Genomic DNA, 22,944 nt, shown 5'->3' with positions numbered 1-22,944 from the left:
ATGGTAATGCCGGATCAGAGCTCACGTTAATACGCTTCGTAGCTCTTCTTTCCAGGAACTTTTTTCGCGGGATTTCCAATATATATTCCCCATTCTTCTGTCTCTTTTGTAATGGCGGAAGCCATACCTACAAGAGTTCCCTGTGCGATAGTTGTATAATCGCGGATTGTGCTGTTCACACCAAAGAAAGAATAAGGTCCTATTTCACAGTGTCCTGACATCACAACGTGTGAGGTAAAAAACACATGGTCGTTGATACGTCCGTGATGGCCGATATGATTGCCACTCCACATCACCACATTGTTGCCAATTGTTGTGAATGGCTGAATCGTGTTGTCTTCCAGAATAAAGCAATTTTCACCCACTACACTTTTGTCAAAAATGGTAGCATGTGAACTGATATAAGATATAAATGAATAACCTTTTGCTTTTGCCTGATTGTAAATGGCTTCTCTGTTACGGTTCATGTTACGTCCTGTCATAGGAGCGAAAAATGAATACTCCGAAGGAGAAAACAGGGTTTCTACATCTTCAAAAGCCACAACTGGTAAGCCGTGAAAGCTGTTGTCCCTGATGTACTCACGGTTGACGGCAAAAGCCACAACTTCATGTTCGGAATCGTGCTGCAGGTAATAGTGTGCAAGTTCTGCGGTATCTAAAACACCAAAAATAATAACCTTAGCCATTTTAAATCAGTTCGTAATCTTTTAGAAGTGTGGTGACCTTTTCTGTGTCGTTAAACATCAAAATATCTAATACAGACAACCAAGGTACGAAAGCATTTTGGAATTGGGAATAAGGACTGAGCACACTTTTCAAAAAGTTGAGCCTGATTCCTTCATTCTCGAATACATTTTTGTCGTACAATTCCATGCCACCAACCGGATTGATATAATGCGTGGCCTTTTCCTGCCTGCAAATATCAAGTATCCGATCCGGACCTTTAAGGTTGGTATTGTCGTAAATTCGGGAGGAGGGAACAATTTCTGTTTCTATACCCATGAATGCGCAGGTTTTTTGCAGTGCATGAAGGGTGAACTCATGAATTGTTTCAGGATCGAAATTTACGATTTCTTCTATCAGGATAAAAACCTTTTGATAATTCGGCGCTTTCTGATAGGATTGTTGTAACGTTTTGAGGAATTTCTTACGCCAGGGATCTGATTTTAGCATCAACACTTCATTAATCAGTTTATTCTGACTGGCATCTTTAAGCGGAATCGTAAACATATGTGGCTTGCCACCAACAAGAATATTATTTCGGTTGATCCATCCTTTGTTGATAAAGTTCACATCGTCATAGATAATAAATTTATCGACCGCGTTGATGAGTTGAAAATACCCTATATAAGGAAAAATATAGGGCTGCATGATGGCAATGGTCATGGGCATTCGAATTACCGGCACAAAGTACCGTGGTTTAAAATAATGGCGATACCGGTAATAAAACTTCCTTACCGGAGTTTGCGGAGATAATAGTCTTCGCCTTTCACGATCAGGCCGGTCATTGTAGTGTCGCTGCCTAACCTGATATCGCTCTTCAAAGCTTTGATTTTGCTTGTATCATTAATTACGCTTCTTGCATAAAACAGATAGTCGGCGTTTTGTGGAATAGGTCTGAGGCCTTGCTCAAAAGGATTTATGGATATAAGTTTTCGGCTCAAATCCTGCCCGTACAGTGGATATTCGAAATCGTCGTTGATTGTCGCGAGAGCTACTGTGGCATTTGCAGGTACAATAGAATCAAATCTTTGATACGCTGCGGTTATATCCGGTCTGGCAAAAGTCTGGTAAGTAATGCGATCCATTGTCAGGGCTGATTCGTGTCCATACGCCGGAAAGGGCAGGCAACGTACATTGAGATATACTGACATGATCGCGGATATACAGGCCATCACCACCACCAAAGCTACATATCCTTTCCACAACTGACGTCTCGGTTTGATGATCGATAGCCGGTGATGTGAAAAAAGAAGCAACAGGAAAAGTACACCAAACAGACCCGTTTCTATAAAGTAACGACCTTTGAAGGGATCATAAACTGCTGAAAAGGAAATTCCGATAAGGTGAAGCAGGAATGCCAATGCCAGAAACCAATGTACCCGCGACCAGATTACTCTGAAAAAGACAAGAAGAATGATAGGTAAGATAAGTGCAAACCCGAAAACTCCCCAATAAGGATTGGCATTATAGAAGTCAAATCTTCTTTGGAAGGTAAAAGGGACAATAGCGTATTCTTTTTCCTCATCAAGCCCCATGTTAAGTTTGTCTTCCAGATATACGATGGGTTTGCGAATAGTCGTGTTTAAATCGTATCCCCATTGCGCATTCCGTATACCATCCAGATTGAAAAAGTCGTAGCTATATCTGATCACATTACGTGTTCCTTGTTTCAAACCATTTTTTACACTCCCAAAACGTTCAATGGATTGATGTTTCAGCGCAGTAGGGGGGCCAATCGGGTGTCCGAAAACCTGTATGTTTTTAACATATCCCGAAGGAAGCATATATACACAAACGGCCAGTGCAATCGCGATACCCAGACGTAATGTTCTGTTAAAGAAAATTTTGAAATCAGGAGCAAGAAATACAGTGTAAATCATGACCACGAACACGGATGGAAGCAAAAGCGCAAACGTTGCCTTGTGCCCGAATACGATTCCGAATGTGAGTCCGGCCAGATATAAATAGCGGTTGTCGCGACTGTTGTAATAGGTAAAAAGGAAATACAACAATGTGCTCAAATAGGCAGCCAGTACGATGTCCGTCTCTGTGGTGATAGCCTGCATCAGGAAATCCAGGAACATCGCATACGCCAATGCACAGAAAAGACTTGCGGAAAGATTTCTGCCAATACGCTGCGCAATCCCGAAAACCGCCAGAATTGTGATGTAGTAGGAGAGGTGGTGAATTACCTTAAAAGCATTCTCCACCTTTCCGCTGATCAGATAGCTGTATATCTGAATGCTGGTCAGGCTTTTAGGATAGGTATCCATGTTCCAGTTTGTTCCTCCGAAATGTTCCATCGTTCCGCGCTGAATGTAGCGTATAGCGCGGTTCAAATGCCCGGTCATACTGTCCCATTCGTTGGGTACTGTCGAAATCACAAGAATGAGATTGGTGATACAGACAATGAAGAACGTTCCGAAAAGTAATCCGAAAATGAATTTCAGATAGGGCGACAATTCTCTTGTCCATATGGTGAGACTCTGCGCACGGTTTTTAATAATCGACCGTACAGAATAGTGTTGCTTTTCCGGAATCAGCGCAGACCAGAGTCCGTACTGAATGGCCAGAATGATGAAAGTAGCTGCTATCCACGAAAAAACATTTGCTGTCTGATCAATTGCTGAAAGTATAAATCCACTTGGGATAATACATCCCACTGACAGGACAAAAGTGGTGAGTATCCATTCTGTCAGTGATGGTTGGGCTATTTTTTTAGCGACGTACCCAACACTATATATAAACGCAAAAAAGGAAAGCAGGTATACTATAACCATAATGCTATGGTGACAAGAGACTTTTGTTAATGATGGCAGCAATACGTTCAACATCCTCAATAGGAAGACCCATATACAGAGGTAAACAAAGTACACGCTCCGCTATATTTTCAGATACCGGGCAAGCTATTGCTTTGGGCATAAATGGCAGCGTGTTCAGCGACGGATAAAAATACCTGCGTGGAATAATTTCATTTTCAGCAAGGTCTTCCATCACTTTTTTCATTACTCCCTCCGAAGGGAAAACTACCGGATAATAGGCGTAGTTATATTCAATATCAGCACTGCGTTCAGGTCTTTCAAGAATATCCCAATTCAGCCTGCTGTCATAAGCATCGAAAATATCTTTTCTTGAAGCAATGATTTCTCCCACGTGTGGCAGATTGCAAAGCCCCATAGCCGCATGGAATTCAGAGTTTTTACCATTGATTCCGGCAAAATAATAAGATTCATCTCCTCTGTGTCCGAATGCACGCAGTAAGCTCAGTTTCTCGTGAAGTTCCGGATGATTGGATATCAGCGCTCCGCCCTCTATGGTGTGGAATACTTTTGTAGCATGGAAACTGCATGTACTGATATCTCCGTAGGATAAAAGTGATCTGTTCTTATACTTCACACCGAAAGCATGCGCCGCGTCATAGATCACCTTGAGATTATGCTTTTTAGCAATAGCCTCAATTTTCTCCACATCACACGGGTTTCCGTAAACATGCGTTGCAAGGATAGCGGTAGTGTCCGGTGTAATAGATTCTTCTATCAGATCCGGATTAATGTTAAAAGTAGAACGATCTATATCAACGAATACAGGCGTACATTTTTCCCACAGGATCGCATTCGAAGTTGCACAATAAGAGAAAGGCGTAGTAATGACGTCTCCTGTTATTTCAAGCGCTTTTATGGCGATCTGAAGAACGATAGTCCCGTTCCCGCAGAAGTAAAGATGATCAACGTTAAGATATTCCTTTAATTTGGATTCCAGCTCCTGCAGTAAAGGTCCGTTGTTTGTCAGATACCCACGGTCCCATATTTCACGAACATATTGAAGGTATTTTTCCTGATCTGGTAAAAAAGTTTTAGTGACGTTAATCATTCACTAGGTGTTCAGTTTGTCTAATGGAGAAATTAAGTTGAGGGCGAATATAACCAGGCCATTTTCCGTACCAGGTTACATTTTCACGATAGTCTTCTATATCGAAAACAAGTGCCTCTTCCATGTTGTAAAGCACCGTACTGGTATCTTTTACTATCATCATGGAAACAACGTAGGATCCGTCGTTCAGGAAGTTTCCCGGAATATGGCAAGTACCTGTTACCAGTCCTTTACCAAATGATTCTGATTGTGTACCTACGTTGAATATACACTCACCTGTAAAGGTGTATAAGTGTAAACTCAGGTTAAGATTAGCACCTTCTTCCATGTTCCAGAACTCAAATCTGAAATCAATAGGCGTGCGCACATCAATGTGAGAAAGGTTGTCCTGAAATTCAGGAACAACTTTAAAGCTCTTAATTCTTACCTGATCGTTTCCGGGAGCGTGATTTATATCATCCCAATGTTTTTCAAGCGATTTATGAGAAACTTGGCTGAGGTAGTTGGTAACAATATGTGTGGTATCACCCTGGTCGACCAGCCTGCCTTTTTCAAAATAGAAAGACTTATTACACAAGGCCTGAATAGCCGTTAGATTATGACTGACGAAAATCAAAGTACGTCCACTTTCAGATACATCTCTCATCTTGCCTAGAGACTTCTTTTGAAATTCCGTATCACCAACTGCCAGTACCTCATCTACAATAAGAATTTCTGGATTCAGGTGGGCTGCGATGGCGAACCCTAGCCTTACATACATACCGGAAGAATATCTTTTTACAGGTGTATCCAAGAATTTTTCTACGCCGGCAAAGTCAACAATGGCATCAAATGATTGTTTGATTTCAGTTTTAGACATGCCCAGAATAGCTCCGTTCAGGAAAATATTTTCACGACCGGTAAGCTCAGGGTGAAACCCTGTTCCGACTTCCAGCAAGCTGGCAATACGTCCGTTAATCTTAATCTGACCGGTAGAAGGCTCTGTAATACGGCTGAGGATTTTCAATAGGGTTGATTTACCTGCGCCGTTATGACCGACAATGCCAATCCTGTCGCCTTGTTCAATGCGAAAACTCACATCTTTCAGCGCCCAGAACTCTTCCTTTTCGGCAAAGTCATCCTGTTTGTTCTTTCCGGGAAAAACTTTACCTAATGTATCAGATACCACATCACGCAGGCTGGGCGTGCCGGATTTTCTCTGATGATCAATGATATATTTTTTGCTGATGTTTTCAGCTACAATTACAGACATAAACAAAAATAGCTATTTCAAATATGATCAACGAATGTATTTTCCTTTTTGCGGAAATACACAATTGACAACACAAGCGTAATCAATGATAATATAGTGGTTGAAATAAGGCTCTGCGGATCAAAATAAGCTTTATCTCCAAGCAGACACCATCTGAATCCATCAATGATACCTACGATAGGGTTGAGTTTATAGATGCTTTCGAACCACTGACCTTCTACCAACCTGCTCGTGTAAGCAATAGGGCAGATGTAAAAACCTACCTGTACAATAAATGGTATCAGCTGACCAATATCACGGAAACGAACATTTAATACAGCAAAAAACAATCCAAAACCAAGAGAAATAAAAAAGGTCAGGATAACGAAAGCAGGTACAAAAATAATGTTCCAGCTGAGTCCGTAACCAGATACCACCGTAAAAACCAGGAATATTACGAATGTAATCAGAAAGTCGACAAAGCCTACAGCAACAGAACTGAGAGGCATGAGCAGTCTTGGGAAATAGACTTTCGATACCAAGTTGGAATTGATCAGTATACTACTGCTGATCTGTGTAAAAGTATTGGAGAAAAATGTCCAGATCGTAATACCACTCAATACCATGAGCGGATAAGGAATTCCCGGGTCTCCTTCGAGCTTTGCAACCAGGCTGAATACAAAAACCATGATTCCCATGGTCATAAGCGGGCGGAGCACGCTCCACGCCAAACCTAGTAAAGTTTGTTTATATCTAACAGAAATATCCCGTTTCGAGAGGATCCAGAGCAATTGTCTGTTAAGCCAAAGATCTTTCCAGTAGTCCTTTTCCGAACCTCCAGCCTTTATGGTAATAGTATGCTTCATGATTGTTAATTAAGCCTGAACTGGTTTGGGTGCAGGCGCCAGCGCAGTACGAAGGTAAGTAAATATTAGAGCAAGGAACAAACCGATCAGTAACCCGATTTTTGCTCTTGTTTTGTCTGTTGCCTTCATGTCCAAAGGTACTTTTATACCTTCAATCTCCGTAAACAATGGAGCTTCCCGTACCAGGGAAACCCTCATTTTTTCCGCACTTGCCATCGCTTCGTAGTACATACTTTGAAGGAAAGCTGATTTTTTTTCTGAGCGGGACGCCGATACTTTAACCATCGGGTCGAATACCTGAGTACTCAAATCCACTTCACGTGCAAGGCGACTCTCTGCCACTCCCAATACTCTCCCTAATGAGTCACGTCTGGATTCAAGCAAACGAAGCTGCTTCCGTGATTTTTGTGTCTGGTTTTCAGTATACATCTCTTCTACAGTAGTAAGAAGTGAAGTAACCCATAAGCCGGCAAGTGTTTCATTTTCCGCCTTGGCAGACAATTTAGAGAATGAAGATTTTCTTTCCAATGGTCCTATGTCCGTCAGGTCCGTCGCTTTACGAACAAGCTGATTTAATACCACTCTTGATGGCATATCCAGTTTTTTGACATCCGAACTTGTGAAACGGAAGTTGTGCAAGTCAGGTGTTTCTTCCCATTCTTTCTGCTTGATTCCGCTCGAATCAATGAAGAAATTGGCAAGGATCATTTTTTTTCCGTGGATATCTACTTCTTTTAGCAGATTCCGTTCGATAACAGGTCGTGATTTTACGAAATAAAAGAAGTTTTCACCCGTAAAAATATTAGCATCCGGCGCATTGCCCAGTCCGAGCAGCCCCGCCATGTCGCCCAGACCTCCCGAACTCTGACTTCCCCCAAGGTTAAAAACTACATCAGCTTCATATTCATTAGGTGTTTTCAGTACTAAATCCAGAACATATCCGATACCAAATCCAAGACCTGGCAAAAGCACAAGAACAATCCAGTTCTTGATTAACGCCCTCTTGATTACCTGAATTTTTTCAATTACATCCTGAGGGGTTAATTCATCCTCGGGAACTTGTCGAGCTGTTGTTGACATAGTTTTTAGTTAATAGTGCGGAAGGCAAGAATAGTTACAACTAAGGTCATAATAGAACCTAACACAGTTGTAGCGGTTGTAATGGTTTGCTGTGCATTAAGTGCTGGTGCAGATCTTTGAGGAACGTATATCTCAGATCCCGGCTGTACTTTAGGATACACATTGAAAACAAGGAATCTTCTTGTTCTGTCAACATTTCCATTAGGATATTTGATATACGAGCTTTTTCTCAATGACTGAGGTGTAAACCCACCTGAGCGGGAAATATAGTCTGTAAAGTTCATCCCTTTTCCGTATTTAACCGTCGTTGGATAAAGCACTTGCCCAATTACCTGTACCGTTTCCAGACGTTTTGGAATACGGATAATATCACCTTCCTGAACGATCAGATCTTCAAAAGAACCAGGTTGTTTCAAAATGCTGCGCAACTGGATACCTATCGATTCTTCTTTCACATTAGCCATATCTCCCATGATAGTTCCGGTTTTGATGCTTTTTTCAGCAATGTCGGTTTCTTCATAATTGGTAGCCTCTGTCATGCTTTTGGCAATGGTTCTTCTAAGTAAAGTTGCTCCTTCGGCGTTAGCAAGTTCTGTTAGATTACCTGCTCTCTTGATTACATCGCTGATCTTATCGTTTTTGTTAACGATACTGTATTCACCTGGCACAAGCACTTCTCCTTCAATGAAGACAGACTGCTGTACTACATAGTTTGGTGATTTACGGATAATGATATGGTCAAATGGCATCAGAACAAAGTTGCTCTGGTTGGCACCCAGTGAAAGATCGCGATTTACATTGAATTTATAAATCTCAGCAATTTGTGCGTTAGCAGCGCCGGCAACTCCGTCACGTTTCCGTCTGATTACCTCAACTTCGGCAGTATAGGCAGATTCTTTAAATCCACCTGCTTTGAGAATTGCATCCTCCAGTGTAGTGTTGGAAGTGAAAGGGAATTTACCTTCGTTTTCAGGGAACTGCGGATTATTTACTTCACCATCTACCTTAATGAAGGCAACTTCAGCCATTGTGAATTTAGAAGGTATCACAACCTGATCCAGACGTGTAAGCATCAGGTCAGGAGTTTTGTTGTTAACTATATCAGCATAGTTAAGTGAAATATTTTCAATAGTAAGATCCTGACGAGTTCTGAGCACATTAATACGTCCGATGAACGCATCTTCTCTTAAACCTTGTGCGTTTTCAACCAATTTCTTGAGTGAAGGGCTGTTGTCCAGCGAATAATTGCCCGGTCTGAATACCGCACCTTCAATTGTTACAATGTTTTCAAAACGATCCAATACAGTTTCCACTGTAACCAGGTCACCGGTTGCCATGTCAAAAGAGCTGTATTCACTTTCAGAAACATCAAACATTTTACGTTCCAGAGAGGTGATTCTTTCTACTTTCACACGGCCTCTGTATGCCTTGTCGTCAAATCCGCCGGCGTAAGCAAGTACATCACTAAGCTTTTCATCGGGCAGAAGTTCATACAATCCGGGACGCTTTACTAGTCCGTCCATTTCAACTCTCTTGAAATAGTAGCCAACCTGTATATTGTCGTTGTCCTGAATTCTTACATCGCCGTCTCTGGTTCCTTTAGTGAGGAAGTCATAGATATCCATGTGGCTGATAACCTTGCCATTACGAACAACTTTGACATCACGGAAAGATCCTATTTCATTAGGGCCTCCGGCTAGGTACAGCGCATTGAAAGCAGATGCCAGAGAAGATAATTCATATGTCCCGGGATTAATAACTTCACCCGTAACCAGTACTTTAACAGTTCTCAGCTCTCCAAGGGTAACCATTAATTTGGTTCGTGCGGGTTGCCCGCCTGCACCGATAAGTCCCGGAACTCCAACTTTAGAAAACCTGTCGATAAGAATTTTGCGGATTTCATCAATCGTATGGCCTGCAACATACACATTACCAACGCGTGGCTGGATCTGAATGAAACCATCGCGGTTTACTTCCAGTTCGTACGTGGCTTCTGCAAAATTGTAATAGAATATCTTTAAAACGTCGCCAGGACCAACTACGTAGTTAGTAGGTGTTGCGATCTGAAAATCAGGGATTGTGTTCAGATTTTTATCTGCAAATATGGAATATCCGTAGATTTTCCTTCTTAACTCTTCCTTAGCTTGTTCTTCAGGAGTGAGTGTTGTTGCCTTCTCCTGATTCAGTTTACTTTGATCCGAGTTTTGAGCGTCCTTGCTGTCAGCGCCGTCAACAGCATTTGCTGCCTTACCTTTATCACCAGTATTTGCTTTTGAGTCAGTTCCCGGTAGCTGATTCGTATTAGCAGGAGTATTCCCCTGAGCTCCACGCGGACTGGTAGGTGAATTGTTGGTTCCTGTATTGCCCGGTTGCTGAGTTCCCTGTGGTTGACCCGCGGGTGAAGGTGCTGATGGAGTAGGTGCAGTTACTTGTGAAAATGTTGGCAAAGAGATGATAAAACTTAGCAAATAAGGGAGGAAATATTTGCATTTTTTACCCAACTTGAATCTGGTCATACGTAGTGTTGTTGTGCTAGGAAATACTTAAAATTCAATATAACTGTCGTCTGAACTTAGTAATTTTGCATTTTTAAGAACGGAAAACGAAATATTTGATTTTTCATATATCGCAAAGTAAATTAGATTTTTTCTATTTTTAAAGAATTTCTAGTATCTGGTTGGTTTACCCATTTGCGGCAAAGTTACAATAGCCTAACGATAAAAGACCAAGATTATTAAAATACAATAATTAAATCGGACCTGCAGGCCGACTGTGAGCCCTTATTTATATGGAAAATAAAGTTAATGTTCAATACGACGAAGATAGTATAAAGTCACTGGACTGGAAGGAGCATATCCGTCTCAGGCCAGGTATGTATATCGGGAAACTGGGAGATGGCTCTTCTATTGATGACGGTATCTATGTGCTTGTAAAGGAGATCGTAGATAACTCCATTGATGAGCACATGATGGGGAACGGAAGAACGATTGAAATTAAAATTTCGGAGCATCGTGTAGAAGTGCGCGACTATGGAAGAGGAATTCCTTTGGGAAAAGTTGTGGATTGCGTTTCTAAAATTAATACAGGAGGGAAGTACGATTCCGGGGCATTTCAGAAATCTGTGGGACTGAATGGTGTGGGTACCAAGGCGGTGAATGCGCTTTCTAATTATTTTAAGGTTCAGTCCTACAGAGACGGGAAGTTCAAAATGGCTGAGTTTCAGCAGGGAGAGCTGATTAATGAAACGGGAGAGGAGCCTACTTCACAACGAAACGGAACGCACATGGCTTTTGAGCCGGATGGGAATATCTTCAAAAATTTCAGGTATATACCTCAATATCTGAATAATATGATCTGGAATTATTGCTATCTGAACGCTGGATTGACGATCAATTTCAATGGTCAGAAATATATCTCTCAAAATGGTTTGCTGGATTTGTTACAAAGTAAATCCGACGCCGAATCCATACGCTATCCGATTATCCACCTGAAAGGGGAGGATATAGAATTCGCCATGACCCACGGAAACCAGTATGGTGAGGAGTATTATTCTTTTGTTAACGGACAGTATACAACTCAGGGAGGAACACACCTGGCTGCATTCAGAGAGGCCGTTGTAAGAGCGATCAGAGAGCATTTTGGAAAAGATTATGCGCCGGAAGATATCCGGTCTTCAATTATTGCAGCCGTAGCTATCCGGGTTCAGGAGCCGGTATTCGAATCTCAGACAAAAACAAAGCTAGGTTCCAATACGATTACGCCTGATGCAAATAGTACTACAGTACGGACTTTTGTAAACGACTTTGTGAAGGAGCGTTTGGATAACTTTCTGCACATGCATCCGGAATCGAGAGATGCACTGAAAAAACGTATTGAGCAGTCGGAGCGGGAACGTAAGGAATTGGCCGGAATTAAAAAGCTGGCAAATGAGCGCGCCAAAAAAGCAAATTTGCATAACAAGAAGTTGAGAGATTGCCGTGTTCATCTCACAGACCTGAAACACGATTCACGGTACGAAACAACTCTTTTTATCACGGAAGGGGATTCTGCAAGTGGTTCAATCACCAAGTCACGTAATATCCAGACTCAGGCTGTATTCAGTTTGAGAGGAAAGCCTTTGAACTGCTTTGGTCTTAATAAGAAGATCGTCTATGAAAACGAAGAGTTCAACCTGCTTCAGCATGCTCTTGATATTGAAAACGGAATTGAGAATTTACGCTTCCACAGGATCGTGATCGCTACAGATGCAGACGTGGATGGAATGCATATCCGATTACTGCTGATGACATTCTTTTTGCAGTTCTTTCCGGATATAGTGCGTAATGGTCATTTGTATGTACTGGAAACGCCGTTGTTCAGGGTACGAAATAAAAAGGAGACCATCTATTGCTATTCCCAGGAAGAAAAACAGGCGGCTATTGGAAAATTGGGCAGCAAGCCTGAGATAACGCGATTTAAGGGATTGGGAGAGATTTCTCCTGAAGAGTTCGGGAAGTTTATTGGTGAAGATATGCATCTCGAACCTGTCATATTACAAAAGGAAACTTCAATATTGAAGCTGCTTACTTATTACATGGGTAAGAATACGCCGGAACGCCAGCGTTTCATTATTGACAATCTGAAAATTGAAAAGAATATCGAAGAACTGGCGGTTGCTGTTTAACTTCACGACCCGATTTAAAATACGGTTACCGCTGATACCCTTTCATTAGAATATAAAAATTGTGGATTTACAGGATTTAAGAAACAGGATAGATACGCTCGACGACCAGATGCTGGCGATATTGAATGAGCGAATGGAGCTTGTTCATAAAGTTGGAGAACTGAAGCGTTCTTCCAATTCAATCATTTACCGGCCCGAAAGAGAAAAACAGATACTCGATCGGCTGGAAAAACGCAACCAGGGACTACTTACAAGGCAGGCTATAGATGCGATTTTTTTTGAAATCTTTGCCGTTTCCCGTAACCTCGAATTGCCGGAGCGTATATCCTATCTTGGACCGGAAGGAAGTTTTACACATCAGGCTGCAGAAAGCCGCTTTGGCGCGATGAGCGAATACCTGGTGCTACCTACCATTCATTCTGTATTTGAAAGTGTGGAAACCGGGCGTGCCAAATTTGGTGTGGTACCTATCGAAAATAACCAGGAAGGTATTGTTGTTGAAACAGTTGATTTTTTAAGAGAGAAAAACCTGACGATTGTAGCAGAGGTGTTGTTGCCGATCCATTTTACTTTTGCTTCTCAGTCGGATTCATTAAAAGATATCAAAAGGATTTATTCAAAAGACATTGCTTTCAGGCAATGCGGTAAATTCATCAGTGAGTATCTGGATGGGTTGGATGTAGAATTGGTTCCGGTGGAATCCACTGCCAAGGCTGCAAAACTGGCATCTCAGGAGCCCGATTCAGCCGCGATCTGTTCTTCTATTTCCGCGCGTCTGTTCGGGGTTCCCGTTTTCTTTGATAACATTGAAGACAGCGATCAGAACAGAACGAGATTTTTGATTCTGTCAAAAGATATTGTGAATGCTAAGAGCGAGGAAGATAAAACAACGATCATTGCCAACCTTCCCAATACCAACAGGCCTGGCGTACTCTATGAGTTCCTGAAAGAATTTAATGATCGTGGAATTAACCTGACAAAAATAGAAAGCCGTCCCCAACGTGGAGAAGCCAGTTTCAGAGCATGGTTTCTGGTTGAATTTTTGGGACATGTAGAAGATCCTCAGGTGAAAGAGGTAATGCATAAATATGGAACACACCTGAAGTGGCTGGGTAGCTACGTGAAGGTTTCCTGATGACAATCATATTGATATAAAAAAATGGCCTGCTCCGATAATCCGGAACAGGCCATTTTTTTGTTTTTACTCGCCTACCACCATCTGTAAAATAGTCCGACAGAACCATTCACTGTGGATGTCCCTTTTTCGAGATAACCGGATTTCAAGCTTGTACCTTCGTATTTGACACGAACGTCGGCACCGAAGGAACCATCTTTCTTAAACAGAAATCTTGATCCCAGGCCAACCCCATATGCAAATGGTATTTTCTGCTGCTGTTGGACCAGGCTACCGTAATACAATGAGTAATCAGCAAAACTGATACCGGCACTTACCTGAGCATAAGGTTGTACTACAGAAGATTTGTTAAGAAAATGATAATTGACAAATACCTGAAGCGGGGTTTGGCTTAGGGTCCGTGTTTGTACTGCGGACACTGTCTCATTGCCACTTTGATATAACGCCCGTGGTAACCGCTTCTGGAAATGGGAGCTCCCGATTTCTCCACCTACCGAAAGTGGACTGTTACGCAGGACCCATTCAAGTGAAATAGAATAGTTACGGAATGAAGCTTTGTCAATATATGAATCAGAGAAAGAGCCCATCGGAACTGCTCCTGCAATTCTTCCTGTTACCAAAAAGTGCGTATACCGCTCAAAAGGAGATGGCAAGGTATACAGCCTTGGTGCTTCCTGCGCCCTTACAACTGATGAAAATGAAATCAGCAAAAGGGCAAAAAGTATTTTTTTCATGACGTTCTATTTTTTAAGGTAGGTCGATTGGGAGTAAATGGCGTCAATCATAGTATTAGCCAAATTGCGGTTACCGATATCTGATCCCCGGATTTGTGCGTCCCAGACAACCTTATAAGTTTTATCAACCGTGTTCGGGTTTTTGAAATCGACCATGGAAATGTGCCAGTAGCTTTCGCTGGTTTCATAGTACTGATAGTAGCTCGGGTATCCCCAGCCCCAGCCGCCCATACCACCCCAGTAGTTACCGTAGTAAAGAGGCATGCTGGTTACGTTCAGTTGTGAGTTGGTAATCCAGGCAACATTAATCCCGATATCCGGCTTTTGCGCAGGAGCCACCATTACATAGCCAAGATCCTTCATGTTGTCGATGATCCGGATTAAAACAGCTTTGTCCAGATCATCCAATGTTGTTCCTGTGCGATTGTTTTCCATAACAAGTACCGAATCCACAATACTGAAAGTTTTGTATTGCTTGTAATCCGCTTGTGTGTCCCGGTTAGTTACATATACAAGGGATTCTTCCGAGGATAAATCATTGATAGGGTCCTTGGTGCAGGAGGACAATCCCAGCAGGGTTACCAATGCGATGAGTGAGGTTATCTTATACATTCTGGTTTTACTTTTAATACGTTAATGAAACGAAATTTAAAATTGAAGATTTTATCGGAGGGCATTTCTCTGTCTCCGAGCTTTAGACTAAATGACCGATGGATGAGTAAATTGGTTGGAAAATGAATTTATTAAACCTGGGATGAGTTATTCTACGATTTAGCAAAGGGTATGCCTGCGAGCGTGTTTGCAAGTGCCGGATTTGAAAAAAAATAGGGTATAGGCAAGGCAATTTGTAAAAGACGTAGTACTATTGCAAAAATTCAAAATCAGGTAAAGTTTTAATATCCAACATTCTGTTTTAGAAAAAACATTTCGGACACCCCGTTCAGAATATAAATATGGAGGCAAAAGAAGAAATTTTAAGAATAATCGACGTACTCAACGATACTTATGAAAGTGAAGAAGCATGGTACGGACCGTCACTGGTAGAGGCGTTGCGCGATGTTTCTCCGAAAGTGGCAGAAGCAAGGCTGAGCAGCAATACGCACTCTATTGCTGAAATTGTATATCACATGACAACATGGCGTATTTTTGCGGTTCGTAAGCTGCAGGGAGATGCTGAATTTGATATTAAGACAAAGGACAAGGACTGGAAGAAATTTCCTGTTGTGGACGAGTTCGAATGGGAAGCGATCCAGATGGAACTGAGCCTTTCACAGGAAGAACTGATATCTGAGCTCGAAAAAATTGAAAGTGATGCATTGCTGGAAGAGTTTGTTCCGGGAAGAGACTATTCTTATTATACATTGATACACGGTGTGGTTCAGCATGATGTGTACCATACAGGACAAATAGGGCTGATTAAAAAGGCAGTAAAAAGTATGCGTCTTGAGGAAGATGATGATTTCGGAGCCTATGACGGTGGATCTGATTTTGACAAAGACAATGATTATTATTGATCCATTGCTGTCTTATCAATATTCATAAACACGTATGGCTATCCGTTGAGGGTAGCCATTTTTGTAAAAAAATCTTGGTTCAATACTCATAAAATGCTTTAATTACAATTTATGAAGATACTTGTAGTAGAAGATGAACCCAAATTAGCGGGATTTCTTAAAAGAGGACTGGAAGAACAGTCTTGGGAAGTAGAACTTGCTTATGACGGACAGGTAGGTAAAAAAATGGCATCTAATTACCGTTTTGATGTCATTATTCTTGATGTAAATCTGCCGGGACTTAATGGTTACGATGTTGCCAGGCAACTTCGTTCAGACGGTCTGTCTACACCTATTCTATTTCTTACGGCGCTGGGAACAATTGATGATAAGCTGGATGGGTTTGAAGCAGGTGCCGATGATTACCTGGTGAAACCTTTTGAATTCAGAGAACTTATTGCGCGGCTAAAAGTGCTCGCGAACCGAAATACGGCGAGAGAGCAATCCAGTCAGATTCTGAGTCTGGCAGATCTGGAACTGAATCTGGATGAAAAGGTAGCCCGCAGAGGAGGGAACCGTATTGATCTTACAGCCAAGGAATTTGCGCTGTTGGAATATCTGATGAGAAACAGGGGGCGGGTTGTATCGCGTGTGGATATTGCTGAACAGGTTTGGGATATAAGGTTCGATACAGGGACGAATGTAATCGATGTATATATTAATTTCCTGCGTAAGAAAGTCGATAAAGACTACAGTCCGAAACTTATTCATACCGTAGTAGGAATGGGTTATATTTTTAAGGAAGAATGAATATCAAGTCTCGCCTTACGCTCTTGTTTACAATGCTGGTAGGGTCTATCATGGCTCTTTTCTGTCTGGCTATTTATTTCTTTTATGATCAGTACAGAGAAAAGCAATTTCATTCTTTTCTTCATGAAAGAAGCCAGACCATCGCGCAGTTGGTTGAGGGTGCAAGCAGTATTAGTAAAGAGGAAATTGTAAAGCGGGAAAAAGAAAACAGCTCGGTTTTATTAAATGAAGAAATCACCATCTATGACGGCTCCGATTCGGTGATTTTTGCAAGTGGACAGGTTTATTTCCTCACTGCTGATGTACTTCAGGAGGCAAGGGAGGGTAAAGATGTTCATTACAAACTGGAAGAAAAGGAAGTTGTGGTGATTCGGCACATTCTACAGGATCATAGTAAACCGTGGGTCATTGCCACTGTGGCACGGGATGTTCCCGGAATGAGTCAGTTGGCAAGATTAAGAGATATTTTGCTGGTGGGATGGCTGCTTTCTCTGGTGCTTGTTGCGGTGGCTGGCTGGCAGTTTTCCAACGATGCTATCAAACCTGTTGCGGATATTATCGACCAGGTGAACAATATATCAGCAGGCAATCTGCATGATAAGGTAACAGTAGGAAGAGAGAAAGATGAACTTGCGCTGCTTGCTCAGACGTTTAATCTGATGCTGAACAGGCTTGAAATCGCCTTTGTGGCTCAGAAGAACTTTGTCGGACATGCTTCACATGAATTACGTACCCCGCTGGCACTTATTATGAGCGAGGTAGAGGTTACTTTGATGAAAGAAAGAACTTCGCAATATTATCAGGAGGCATTGCAGGGAATCATGTCAGAAGCAAAAGGTATGAATGAACTGGTTAACAGGCTTCTGGAATTGGCAAGAACTGAAGAAAATGCATTTAAAGTAACTTTTTCCAGGATTAGGGTTGATGAGGTTTTGTGGCAGGCTAAAACGGCAGTTCAACAGAAAAACCAGGCTTACGAGGTGCATATTCACTACGGGAATATCTCTGAAAACGAAGAAGATCTCAAAAGATACGGAGATGAAAGTTTATTGCGTACGGCGTTCCTTAACCTGATGGACAATGCTTGTAAGTATTCGGATGATAAAACGGTCCACGTTTATCTTCAGGCAACGAATGATATGATTACGATTGAGTTCAAAGATCATGGAGTCGGAATAGCGGAGTCGGAATTTCCATATATATTTGATACCTTTTACAGGAGTGCCACCACAATGAGTAAAGCGGGGTATGGGATCGGTCTCGCGCTTACAAAGAGAATTATTACCATGCAGGGTGCCAGCATTGATATTGCTTCAGAATTGGGCAAAGGGACAACGTTCACGTTGAAATTTCCTCCTTTTTAATCCCATTTTAATTTTTAGTTAATCAGAATTTAACAATTTTGAGTGTCCTTTGTTGACGAAAAGGTGATCAGGGATCAGGAAACGGATTTAGTGAGCCTGATAAATTACAATAAGTGATTTATAACGAGTTTGTTAAGTGAAGCAAACCGGAATTATATAAAATATAAATGGCGTAGCCAATCCGGTTACAAAGTCATTAAAAGAAAAACTATGCTGACTCAAAGGAGTTAAATTAGATTTAGTTAGATGAGTAGTGAGGAAACTGGCCTTCGAATCTTCGGAGGCCAGTTTTTTATTTTCTTTCAGCAGGGAAATCCTTGCTGGCGCTTTCAATACGATAACCCGGCAGAGCCTCGGGGCATTCTGCTACAATATATTCAATTAATTTTTCTCTGACCAGACAACGAAGGTCAAATGCCTGAGAAGAGCTGCGTGCCGACATAATTGCCCGCACGATCATGATCTGTTCCTGTGTGTCGGTCACCTGTAAAGCCCACGACCTCCCGTCCCAAAGGGGAGTGCTGGCAAGGATTTCTTCCAGCTTGTCTCGTAATTTCTGAACCGGCGTATTATAGTTCAGATGTAAAAATGCAGCACCAATCAGGTTACTTTCGTTACGCGTCCAGTTCTGAAAAGGCTTCTCTATAAAGTAGGTGATGGGCAGTACAAGTCTTCGTAAATCCCAGATATTAACAACCACGTACGTCAGATTAATTTCCTCTATCCGCCCCCATTCTCCTTCCACAATCACCACATCGTCAATTTTGATAGGTTGGGTAAATGCGATCTGAATACCTGCAAGAAGGTTTCCAAGTGATTTTTGGGCAGCGAAACCTATAATAACACTGAATATCCCGGCTGAGGTAAGTATACCAACACCGTATTGCCGCACACTATCAAAGCTTAGTAGCAGTATAGAAACACCAATCACGATAATCATGATGATAATAATCCGCTTGATGAACTTGATTTTGGTGAACATACGGCGGGCGTAGTTGTTGTCCTCCGTATCAAAATCGAGCTTTTCGATCAGTATTTTTTCAATGATGATAACAACGCGCGTCATCAGCCACGTACTTACGCCAATCAGCAGAATCTTACTGATTGCATGAGTCCATTGATAGTCGGCATTGGTACTGATATACGCTTTGGTTGTACTTGTAATGAGCACAAGCGGAACAAAAAAATAAAGAACGTTGGTGAGGTTATTACTGATTGCTTTTGCAACAGACCAGTCTTTTTTATGTGCTGTAATTTTAATTACCTTAATAAAAACGCCACTGATAATCAATCCGATTGCACATGCAAGCAGGATAATCAGCCAGGGGGTATTGTTGTAATCCAGCTTGTCAAGAAGATAATTCATGAGCTTATAGGTCTGTTAGCCTGGCTACAATCATACCTGTGTGCTTAGGTACAGAGGCTACATATTCTGCAAGAGGAACGTGGGAAAGAATCACCTTTTTACCTGTCGATGAAGCATGGATTAAATAAGCTCGACTACCTACCTTGGTAATAATTCCCATATGGTTACAGTCCAGCCCTTCCACAGAAGAAGTGAATGCTACCACATCCCCGTCGTGAAGCATCGCTTCAGTTTTGCGTATGCCTGCCTTGGGAATGTAGTAATGTTCTCTGGAGTTAATCTGGCTTTCCTGTTCACGCACACTTTCCCAAACCTGGCTTTCTGCCAATGAAGGATAGAGGTTGGCATGATTGGTCATGAAATTAATTTCCTTCCTGAGTGGGACTCCGCCGATTTTAGCGGTGATGTTTTCAATCCTGCCCCTTTTTTCATTTTCATAAAGCCAGTCCAAGGTATAATGGAGGCGGGAAGCATAGCCGTCAATTTCTCCGTTTCGATAGCGAAGTTTAGCCAATTCAGATTTGTAGCCATCCAAAGTGGGATTTTCAGATTTGGCAATAGCCAGTGAAATGGCAGTTTCTACAAGCGTTGTACAATCAAGCCCGTCAAACTTACACACAAGTTTTTCCGTCGGATTTCCTTCTAGCGTTCCGGCTACGTAAGGTGTGCCGAGGAATGATTCACTCATTCGCAGTACTTGCGTACCAATGCCCACCGTGGCAGGCAATTCCATTTTCTGGGTAAAAGTCTTTTGCAGTCCGGGCTGGGAAAAAACGTTTGTAGAGAGAATGAGAAATATAAAAAATACTAAAAATCTTATCATGAATGTATCTGGTTCTACAGCCTTACTGGCCGTATATGTCATAACCTGAGCAATCTGTATCTGAAAGTAACGAAGTCTTCTACGTAAAAATAGGGATGAATCCATCTATTTACAATATAGCTAAGCTGGATAATGATTTACAATTTCCAGCTTAACGATGATTGTGGCATTTTTACGATGATATCTTTACAATTTCATACACCGCAACGGATACAGGCCGTAAGTCAACAGGAACTCCCGATGAAGTAATCTCCGAAGCAGGTACTGTTGGAGACGGACAGTTTTCCGGAAATACCGGAACCAGCTTATAATCTATGGTTCTGCCCAGTTTGAAAGTCTGAGCCCATGCCTCTTGCGGAATTTTTATTCTCGTATCAAAATGGCGTTCTCTGTCAAAATTGTAGACAAAAAGAAGTTTTTGATTTTGAGTGTGGCGGATGTAACTGTATACTCTTGTTTGGTCGTAGTTATAGCTTTGTCCATTAATATTGAAGAACTGCAAATCATAGAAATCTCCGGCATATACTGCCTCATTTTCCTTTACAAAATGATTCAGATTCTCATAAAAATGCCTTAGCTCTTTCTGGCTTTCCGTAAGCTTTTCCAGGTTATAAGCCCCCTTGTTTATCCATTGCTGAAACTCTGGTACACCCCAATAATCAAAAATGGTGGTGCGGCCATCTTCGCCCTGGAAGCCTTCTGATTGTGTAGGATTTACACCCAGCTCCTGACCGAAATAAATCATCAGCGGGCCCGTATTCATCGTGGCACTCAAAGTCATGGCCGGGATTGCTATAAACGGATCGCCTGCAAAATATCTGGATGCAATACGCTGTTCATCATGGTTTTCCAGGAAACGTAGCATTTTTTCACTGATATCCCCGGATTCAACCTGCCATAAACGTGTAATGCTTTCTACCGTCCCACGACCTTCAATCAGCTCGCGCAAGGAATTGTACAGCCCTACTTTGTCGTACAGGTAATCAAATTTTCCTTTGAAAATGTAGTTGTGGTATTCGTAAGGATTATAAATTTCAGCAATAAAGATTACTTCCGGATTCAGCGTTTTGATCTTAGGAATCACCCATCCCCAAAATTCAGCCGGTACCATTTCGGCCATATCACATCTGAAACCATCCACTCCTTTTCCTACCCAGAATGTCAGGATTTCATACATTTTAGTCCATGTAGAGGGAATAGGATCAAAATGGGTGGTTCTGCCACTGAGGTAATCTACACCATAATTGAGTTTGATGGTCTCATACCAGTCGTATTGGCTGGGTTGTGGCTGAAATACATCATTGCCGGTAGCCTTCGCCGGGCGCTCGTGGTAAGGAGATGCAAATTGAATCGGAGGCTGATGATGTTCCGGAACCACGAAATCATGATTGGGAATATAATAGAAGTTATTATCGGGGCTAAAAGCAACGGAAGTATCATCATCTTCCCCAAAGTCTTTAACCCCGGTTGACCGGACAATAGAATGATACTGACGTGCAACGTGGTTGGGAATAAAGTCGATGATCACCTTCATACCATGCTGATGCGTTCTGGTTACCAGCGCTTCAAATTCAGCCATTCGGTTATTTACGTCCACCGCCAGGTCGGGATCTACATCATAGTAATCTTTGATTGCATATGGTGAGCCCGCAATTCCTTTCACAACCAGGGGATGGTCATTAGGAATACCATAAGCGGTATAGTCAGTCAGCGTTGCATGTTTTATGATACCGGTATACCAAAGGTGGGTCAGTCCGAAATCTTTAAGCGCATCAAGTGCCGTATCGGTAATGTCATTAAATTTTCCACAGCCGTTTTCTTCAATCGTTCCGGAAAATTGATTTGTGGTATTCTGGTTGCCAAATAGTCGGGTGAAAATCTGGTATACAATGAATTTATCTTTATTAATCGCTTCGACGCTCATTTCGACTTCTGGTAGTTGCAGGATGATAAATTGCCAATTTCGCGGAGCAGCCGGAGCTGCCAAATGGCCCGTTTCTTTGGTTCTTATTATTTTTACTATTTTGCAAGATATTAAATTTGAAATGATATGCCCGAAATAAAAGCCTGCCTTTTTGATCTTGACGGAGTAATTGTAGATACAGCCCGATTCCATTACATAGCCTGGAAAGAACTTGCGAATGATCTGGGTTTTGATTTGAGTGAAGAGCAAAATGAACAGCTGAAGGGAATCAGCCGTATGGAATCGCTTGAAATTATCCTGAGCTTAGGGGGCATTACGTTAAGTGAAGAAGATAAACTGGAAAGAGCGGCGAAAAAAAATGTACGGTATCTGGAATTATGTCAGCAGATGACTCCTGATGACACCCTGCCGGGGGTGAGGGCATTCCTTGAAGAATTAGAAAAAGCTTCGATAGGCATAGGCTTGGGATCGGCAAGCAAAAACGCGAAAGTGATTCTTGAAAGAATTGATATGTTGTCTTATTTTGAAACGCTTGTAGATGGTAACCGGGTGACCAAAGGGAAGCCGGATCCGCAGGTATTCAATTTAGGAGCAGCCGATTTACAAGTCAATCCTGCTGATTGTGTTGTATTTGAGGATGCAGTTGCCGGCGTTCAGTCTGCAAAAGCAGCGGGTATGTTTGCGGTAGGTATAGGAGATAGAGCCGTTTTAACTGAGGCTGATATAGTCGTTCCTGGTTTTGCCAATTTTGGTTTAGAGGATCTGCAACAGCAATTTAAACAAACCGGTACTTAGCCGGAGTCGGAACTCCGGATTATATGATTTTAATGAAAGCTGCTGGCTGATTGCCAATTGCTGATAG

At 41.9% G+C, this 22,944-nt stretch carries 19 protein-coding genes; 6 read left to right on the top strand and 13 right to left on the bottom strand.

The window, feature by feature from the left end; translation table 11 throughout:
• Nucleotides 1-26: 26 nt before the first annotated feature.
• The 8 genes from DSL64_RS25265 to DSL64_RS25230 form a co-directional block, all read right to left on the bottom strand.
• Nucleotides 27-686 (bottom strand): acetyltransferase, encoded by a 660-nt coding sequence (locus tag DSL64_RS25265; protein ID WP_115833742.1) that lies wholly within the window; start codon nucleotides 684-686, stop codon nucleotides 27-29.
• A 1-nt stretch (nucleotide 687) separates the two neighbouring features.
• On the bottom strand, nucleotides 688-1,386 hold the full coding sequence (locus DSL64_RS25260) for a WbqC family protein (RefSeq protein WP_115833741.1): 699 nt from the start codon (nucleotides 1,384-1,386) through the stop codon (nucleotides 688-690).
• 68 nt (nucleotides 1,387-1,454) lie between these two features.
• Nucleotides 1,455-3,503, bottom strand: a complete 2,049-nt coding sequence (locus DSL64_RS25255; protein ID WP_115833740.1) for an ArnT family glycosyltransferase — start codon at nucleotides 3,501-3,503, stop codon at nucleotides 1,455-1,457.
• Between the two features lie 4 nt (nucleotides 3,504-3,507).
• Entirely contained in the window at nucleotides 3,508-4,593 is a 1,086-nt protein-coding gene (locus tag DSL64_RS25250; RefSeq protein WP_115833739.1) for a DegT/DnrJ/EryC1/StrS family aminotransferase, read from the bottom strand.
• Nucleotides 4,586-5,845 (bottom strand): ABC transporter ATP-binding protein, encoded by a 1,260-nt coding sequence (locus DSL64_RS25245; RefSeq protein ID WP_115833738.1) that lies wholly within the window; start codon nucleotides 5,843-5,845, stop codon nucleotides 4,586-4,588. The genes DSL64_RS25250 and DSL64_RS25245 overlap by 8 nt, the downstream gene beginning before the upstream one ends.
• A gap of 17 nt (nucleotides 5,846-5,862) precedes the next feature.
• Nucleotides 5,863-6,690 carry an ABC transporter permease gene (locus tag DSL64_RS25240; RefSeq protein ID WP_115833737.1) on the bottom strand — a complete coding sequence of 276 codons (828 nt, stop codon included), beginning with the start codon at nucleotides 6,688-6,690 and terminating at the stop codon, nucleotides 5,863-5,865.
• A gap of 9 nt (nucleotides 6,691-6,699) precedes the next feature.
• Nucleotides 6,700-7,770, bottom strand: coding sequence for a hypothetical protein (locus tag DSL64_RS25235; protein ID WP_115833736.1), 1,071 nt, complete (start codon nucleotides 7,768-7,770; stop codon nucleotides 6,700-6,702).
• A gap of 5 nt (nucleotides 7,771-7,775) precedes the next feature.
• Nucleotides 7,776-10,286, bottom strand: coding sequence for an SLBB domain-containing protein (locus tag DSL64_RS25230; RefSeq protein WP_115833735.1), 2,511 nt, complete (start codon nucleotides 10,284-10,286; stop codon nucleotides 7,776-7,778).
• A 272-nt stretch (nucleotides 10,287-10,558) separates the two neighbouring features.
• Between DSL64_RS25230 and DSL64_RS25225 the strand changes: the two genes are divergently transcribed.
• Both DSL64_RS25225 and pheA read left to right on the top strand, forming a co-directional pair.
• Entirely contained in the window at nucleotides 10,559-12,433 is a 1,875-nt protein-coding gene (locus tag DSL64_RS25225) for a DNA topoisomerase IV subunit B (RefSeq protein WP_115833734.1), read from the top strand.
• A 61-nt stretch (nucleotides 12,434-12,494) separates the two neighbouring features.
• Complete coding sequence (gene pheA, locus DSL64_RS25220) at nucleotides 12,495-13,568, top strand: prephenate dehydratase (protein WP_115833733.1); 1,074 nt, start codon at nucleotides 12,495-12,497, stop codon at nucleotides 13,566-13,568.
• A gap of 74 nt (nucleotides 13,569-13,642) precedes the next feature.
• Here pheA and DSL64_RS25215 read toward each other — a convergent pair whose 3' ends face one another.
• A complete protein-coding gene (locus tag DSL64_RS25215; protein WP_115833732.1) occupies nucleotides 13,643-14,302 on the bottom strand; it encodes a hypothetical protein in 660 nt (219 codons plus the stop codon).
• Nucleotides 14,303-14,308: 6 nt separating this feature from the next.
• The gene (locus DSL64_RS25210; protein WP_115833731.1) at nucleotides 14,309-14,914 is read right to left on the bottom strand and encodes a DUF4136 domain-containing protein; all 606 of its coding nucleotides are present in this window, start codon (nucleotides 14,912-14,914) and stop codon (nucleotides 14,309-14,311) included.
• Nucleotides 14,915-15,255: 341 nt separating this feature from the next.
• On the opposite strand from DSL64_RS25210, the gene DSL64_RS25205 reads away from it, so the two are divergent.
• From DSL64_RS25205 to DSL64_RS25195, 3 genes are all read left to right on the top strand, one after another.
• On the top strand, nucleotides 15,256-15,816 hold the full coding sequence (locus DSL64_RS25205; protein WP_115833730.1) for a DinB family protein: 561 nt from the start codon (nucleotides 15,256-15,258) through the stop codon (nucleotides 15,814-15,816).
• Nucleotides 15,817-15,927: 111 nt separating this feature from the next.
• Nucleotides 15,928-16,605 (top strand): response regulator, encoded by a 678-nt coding sequence (locus DSL64_RS25200; RefSeq protein ID WP_115833729.1) that lies wholly within the window; start codon nucleotides 15,928-15,930, stop codon nucleotides 16,603-16,605.
• Nucleotides 16,602-17,969: a HAMP domain-containing sensor histidine kinase gene (locus DSL64_RS25195; RefSeq protein ID WP_115833728.1), complete on the top strand. Its 1,368-nt coding sequence runs from the start codon at nucleotides 16,602-16,604 to the stop codon at nucleotides 17,967-17,969. Before DSL64_RS25200 ends, DSL64_RS25195 begins: the two co-directional genes overlap by 4 nt.
• A 292-nt stretch (nucleotides 17,970-18,261) precedes the next feature.
• Here DSL64_RS25195 and DSL64_RS25190 read toward each other — a convergent pair whose 3' ends face one another.
• The 3 genes from DSL64_RS25190 to DSL64_RS25180 form a co-directional block, all read right to left on the bottom strand.
• Nucleotides 18,262-19,335, bottom strand: a complete 1,074-nt coding sequence (locus DSL64_RS25190) for a mechanosensitive ion channel family protein (protein ID WP_115833727.1) — start codon at nucleotides 19,333-19,335, stop codon at nucleotides 18,262-18,264.
• Nucleotides 19,336-19,339: 4 nt separating this feature from the next.
• Nucleotides 19,340-20,158 (bottom strand): N-acetylmuramoyl-L-alanine amidase-like domain-containing protein, encoded by an 819-nt coding sequence (locus tag DSL64_RS25185; protein WP_115833768.1) that lies wholly within the window; start codon nucleotides 20,156-20,158, stop codon nucleotides 19,340-19,342.
• A gap of 172 nt (nucleotides 20,159-20,330) precedes the next feature.
• The gene (locus DSL64_RS25180) at nucleotides 20,331-22,082 is read right to left on the bottom strand and encodes an alpha-amylase family protein (RefSeq protein WP_115833726.1); all 1,752 of its coding nucleotides are present in this window, start codon (nucleotides 22,080-22,082) and stop codon (nucleotides 20,331-20,333) included.
• 126 nt (nucleotides 22,083-22,208) lie between these two features.
• Between DSL64_RS25180 and pgmB the strand changes: the two genes are divergently transcribed.
• Nucleotides 22,209-22,877: a beta-phosphoglucomutase gene (gene pgmB / locus DSL64_RS25175; RefSeq protein WP_115833725.1), complete on the top strand. Its 669-nt coding sequence runs from the start codon at nucleotides 22,209-22,211 to the stop codon at nucleotides 22,875-22,877.
• The last annotated feature ends 67 nt before the right edge of the window (nucleotides 22,878-22,944 follow it).

The sequence above is a fragment of the Dyadobacter luteus genome, assembly GCF_003383615.1.
Classification (GTDB): Bacteria; Bacteroidota; Bacteroidia; order Cytophagales; family Spirosomataceae; genus Dyadobacter; species Dyadobacter luteus.
The sequence above is the reverse complement of the archived record's forward strand: the minus strand, read 5'-3'. Positions and strand labels throughout refer to the sequence as shown.

Bases quoted from the DNA above. Each gene is read 5' to 3' on its own strand.
- DSL64_RS25200 (WP_115833729.1), top strand. From the start codon at position 15,928: ATGAAGATACTTGTAGTAGAAGATGAACCCAAATTAGCGGGATTTCTT.
- DSL64_RS25185 (WP_115833768.1), bottom strand. From the start codon at position 20,158: ATGATAAGATTTTTAGTATTTTTTATATTTCTCATTCTCTCTACAAAC.
- pgmB (WP_115833725.1), top strand. From the start codon at position 22,209: ATGCCCGAAATAAAAGCCTGCCTTTTTGATCTTGACGGAGTAATTGTA.
- DSL64_RS25205 (WP_115833730.1), top strand. From the start codon at position 15,256: ATGGAGGCAAAAGAAGAAATTTTAAGAATAATCGACGTACTCAACGAT.
- DSL64_RS25265 (WP_115833742.1), bottom strand. From the start codon at position 686: ATGGCTAAGGTTATTATTTTTGGTGTTTTAGATACCGCAGAACTTGCA.
- DSL64_RS25225 (WP_115833734.1), top strand. From the start codon at position 10,559: ATGGAAAATAAAGTTAATGTTCAATACGACGAAGATAGTATAAAGTCA.
- DSL64_RS25260 (WP_115833741.1), bottom strand. From the start codon at position 1,386: ATGACCATTGCCATCATGCAGCCCTATATTTTTCCTTATATAGGGTAT.
- DSL64_RS25195 (WP_115833728.1), top strand. From the start codon at position 16,602: ATGAATATCAAGTCTCGCCTTACGCTCTTGTTTACAATGCTGGTAGGG.
- DSL64_RS25250 (WP_115833739.1), bottom strand. From the start codon at position 4,593: ATGATTAACGTCACTAAAACTTTTTTACCAGATCAGGAAAAATACCTT.
- DSL64_RS25180 (WP_115833726.1), bottom strand. From the start codon at position 22,082: ATGAGCGTCGAAGCGATTAATAAAGATAAATTCATTGTATACCAGATT.
- DSL64_RS25230 (WP_115833735.1), bottom strand. From the start codon at position 10,286: ATGACCAGATTCAAGTTGGGTAAAAAATGCAAATATTTCCTCCCTTAT.
- DSL64_RS25240 (WP_115833737.1), bottom strand. From the start codon at position 6,690: ATGAAGCATACTATTACCATAAAGGCTGGAGGTTCGGAAAAGGACTAC.
- DSL64_RS25255 (WP_115833740.1), bottom strand. From the start codon at position 3,503: ATGGTTATAGTATACCTGCTTTCCTTTTTTGCGTTTATATATAGTGTT.
- DSL64_RS25215 (WP_115833732.1), bottom strand. From the start codon at position 14,302: ATGAAAAAAATACTTTTTGCCCTTTTGCTGATTTCATTTTCATCAGTT.
- DSL64_RS25210 (WP_115833731.1), bottom strand. From the start codon at position 14,914: ATGTATAAGATAACCTCACTCATCGCATTGGTAACCCTGCTGGGATTG.
- DSL64_RS25190 (WP_115833727.1), bottom strand. From the start codon at position 19,335: ATGAATTATCTTCTTGACAAGCTGGATTACAACAATACCCCCTGGCTG.
- DSL64_RS25235 (WP_115833736.1), bottom strand. From the start codon at position 7,770: ATGTCAACAACAGCTCGACAAGTTCCCGAGGATGAATTAACCCCTCAG.
- DSL64_RS25245 (WP_115833738.1), bottom strand. From the start codon at position 5,845: ATGTCTGTAATTGTAGCTGAAAACATCAGCAAAAAATATATCATTGAT.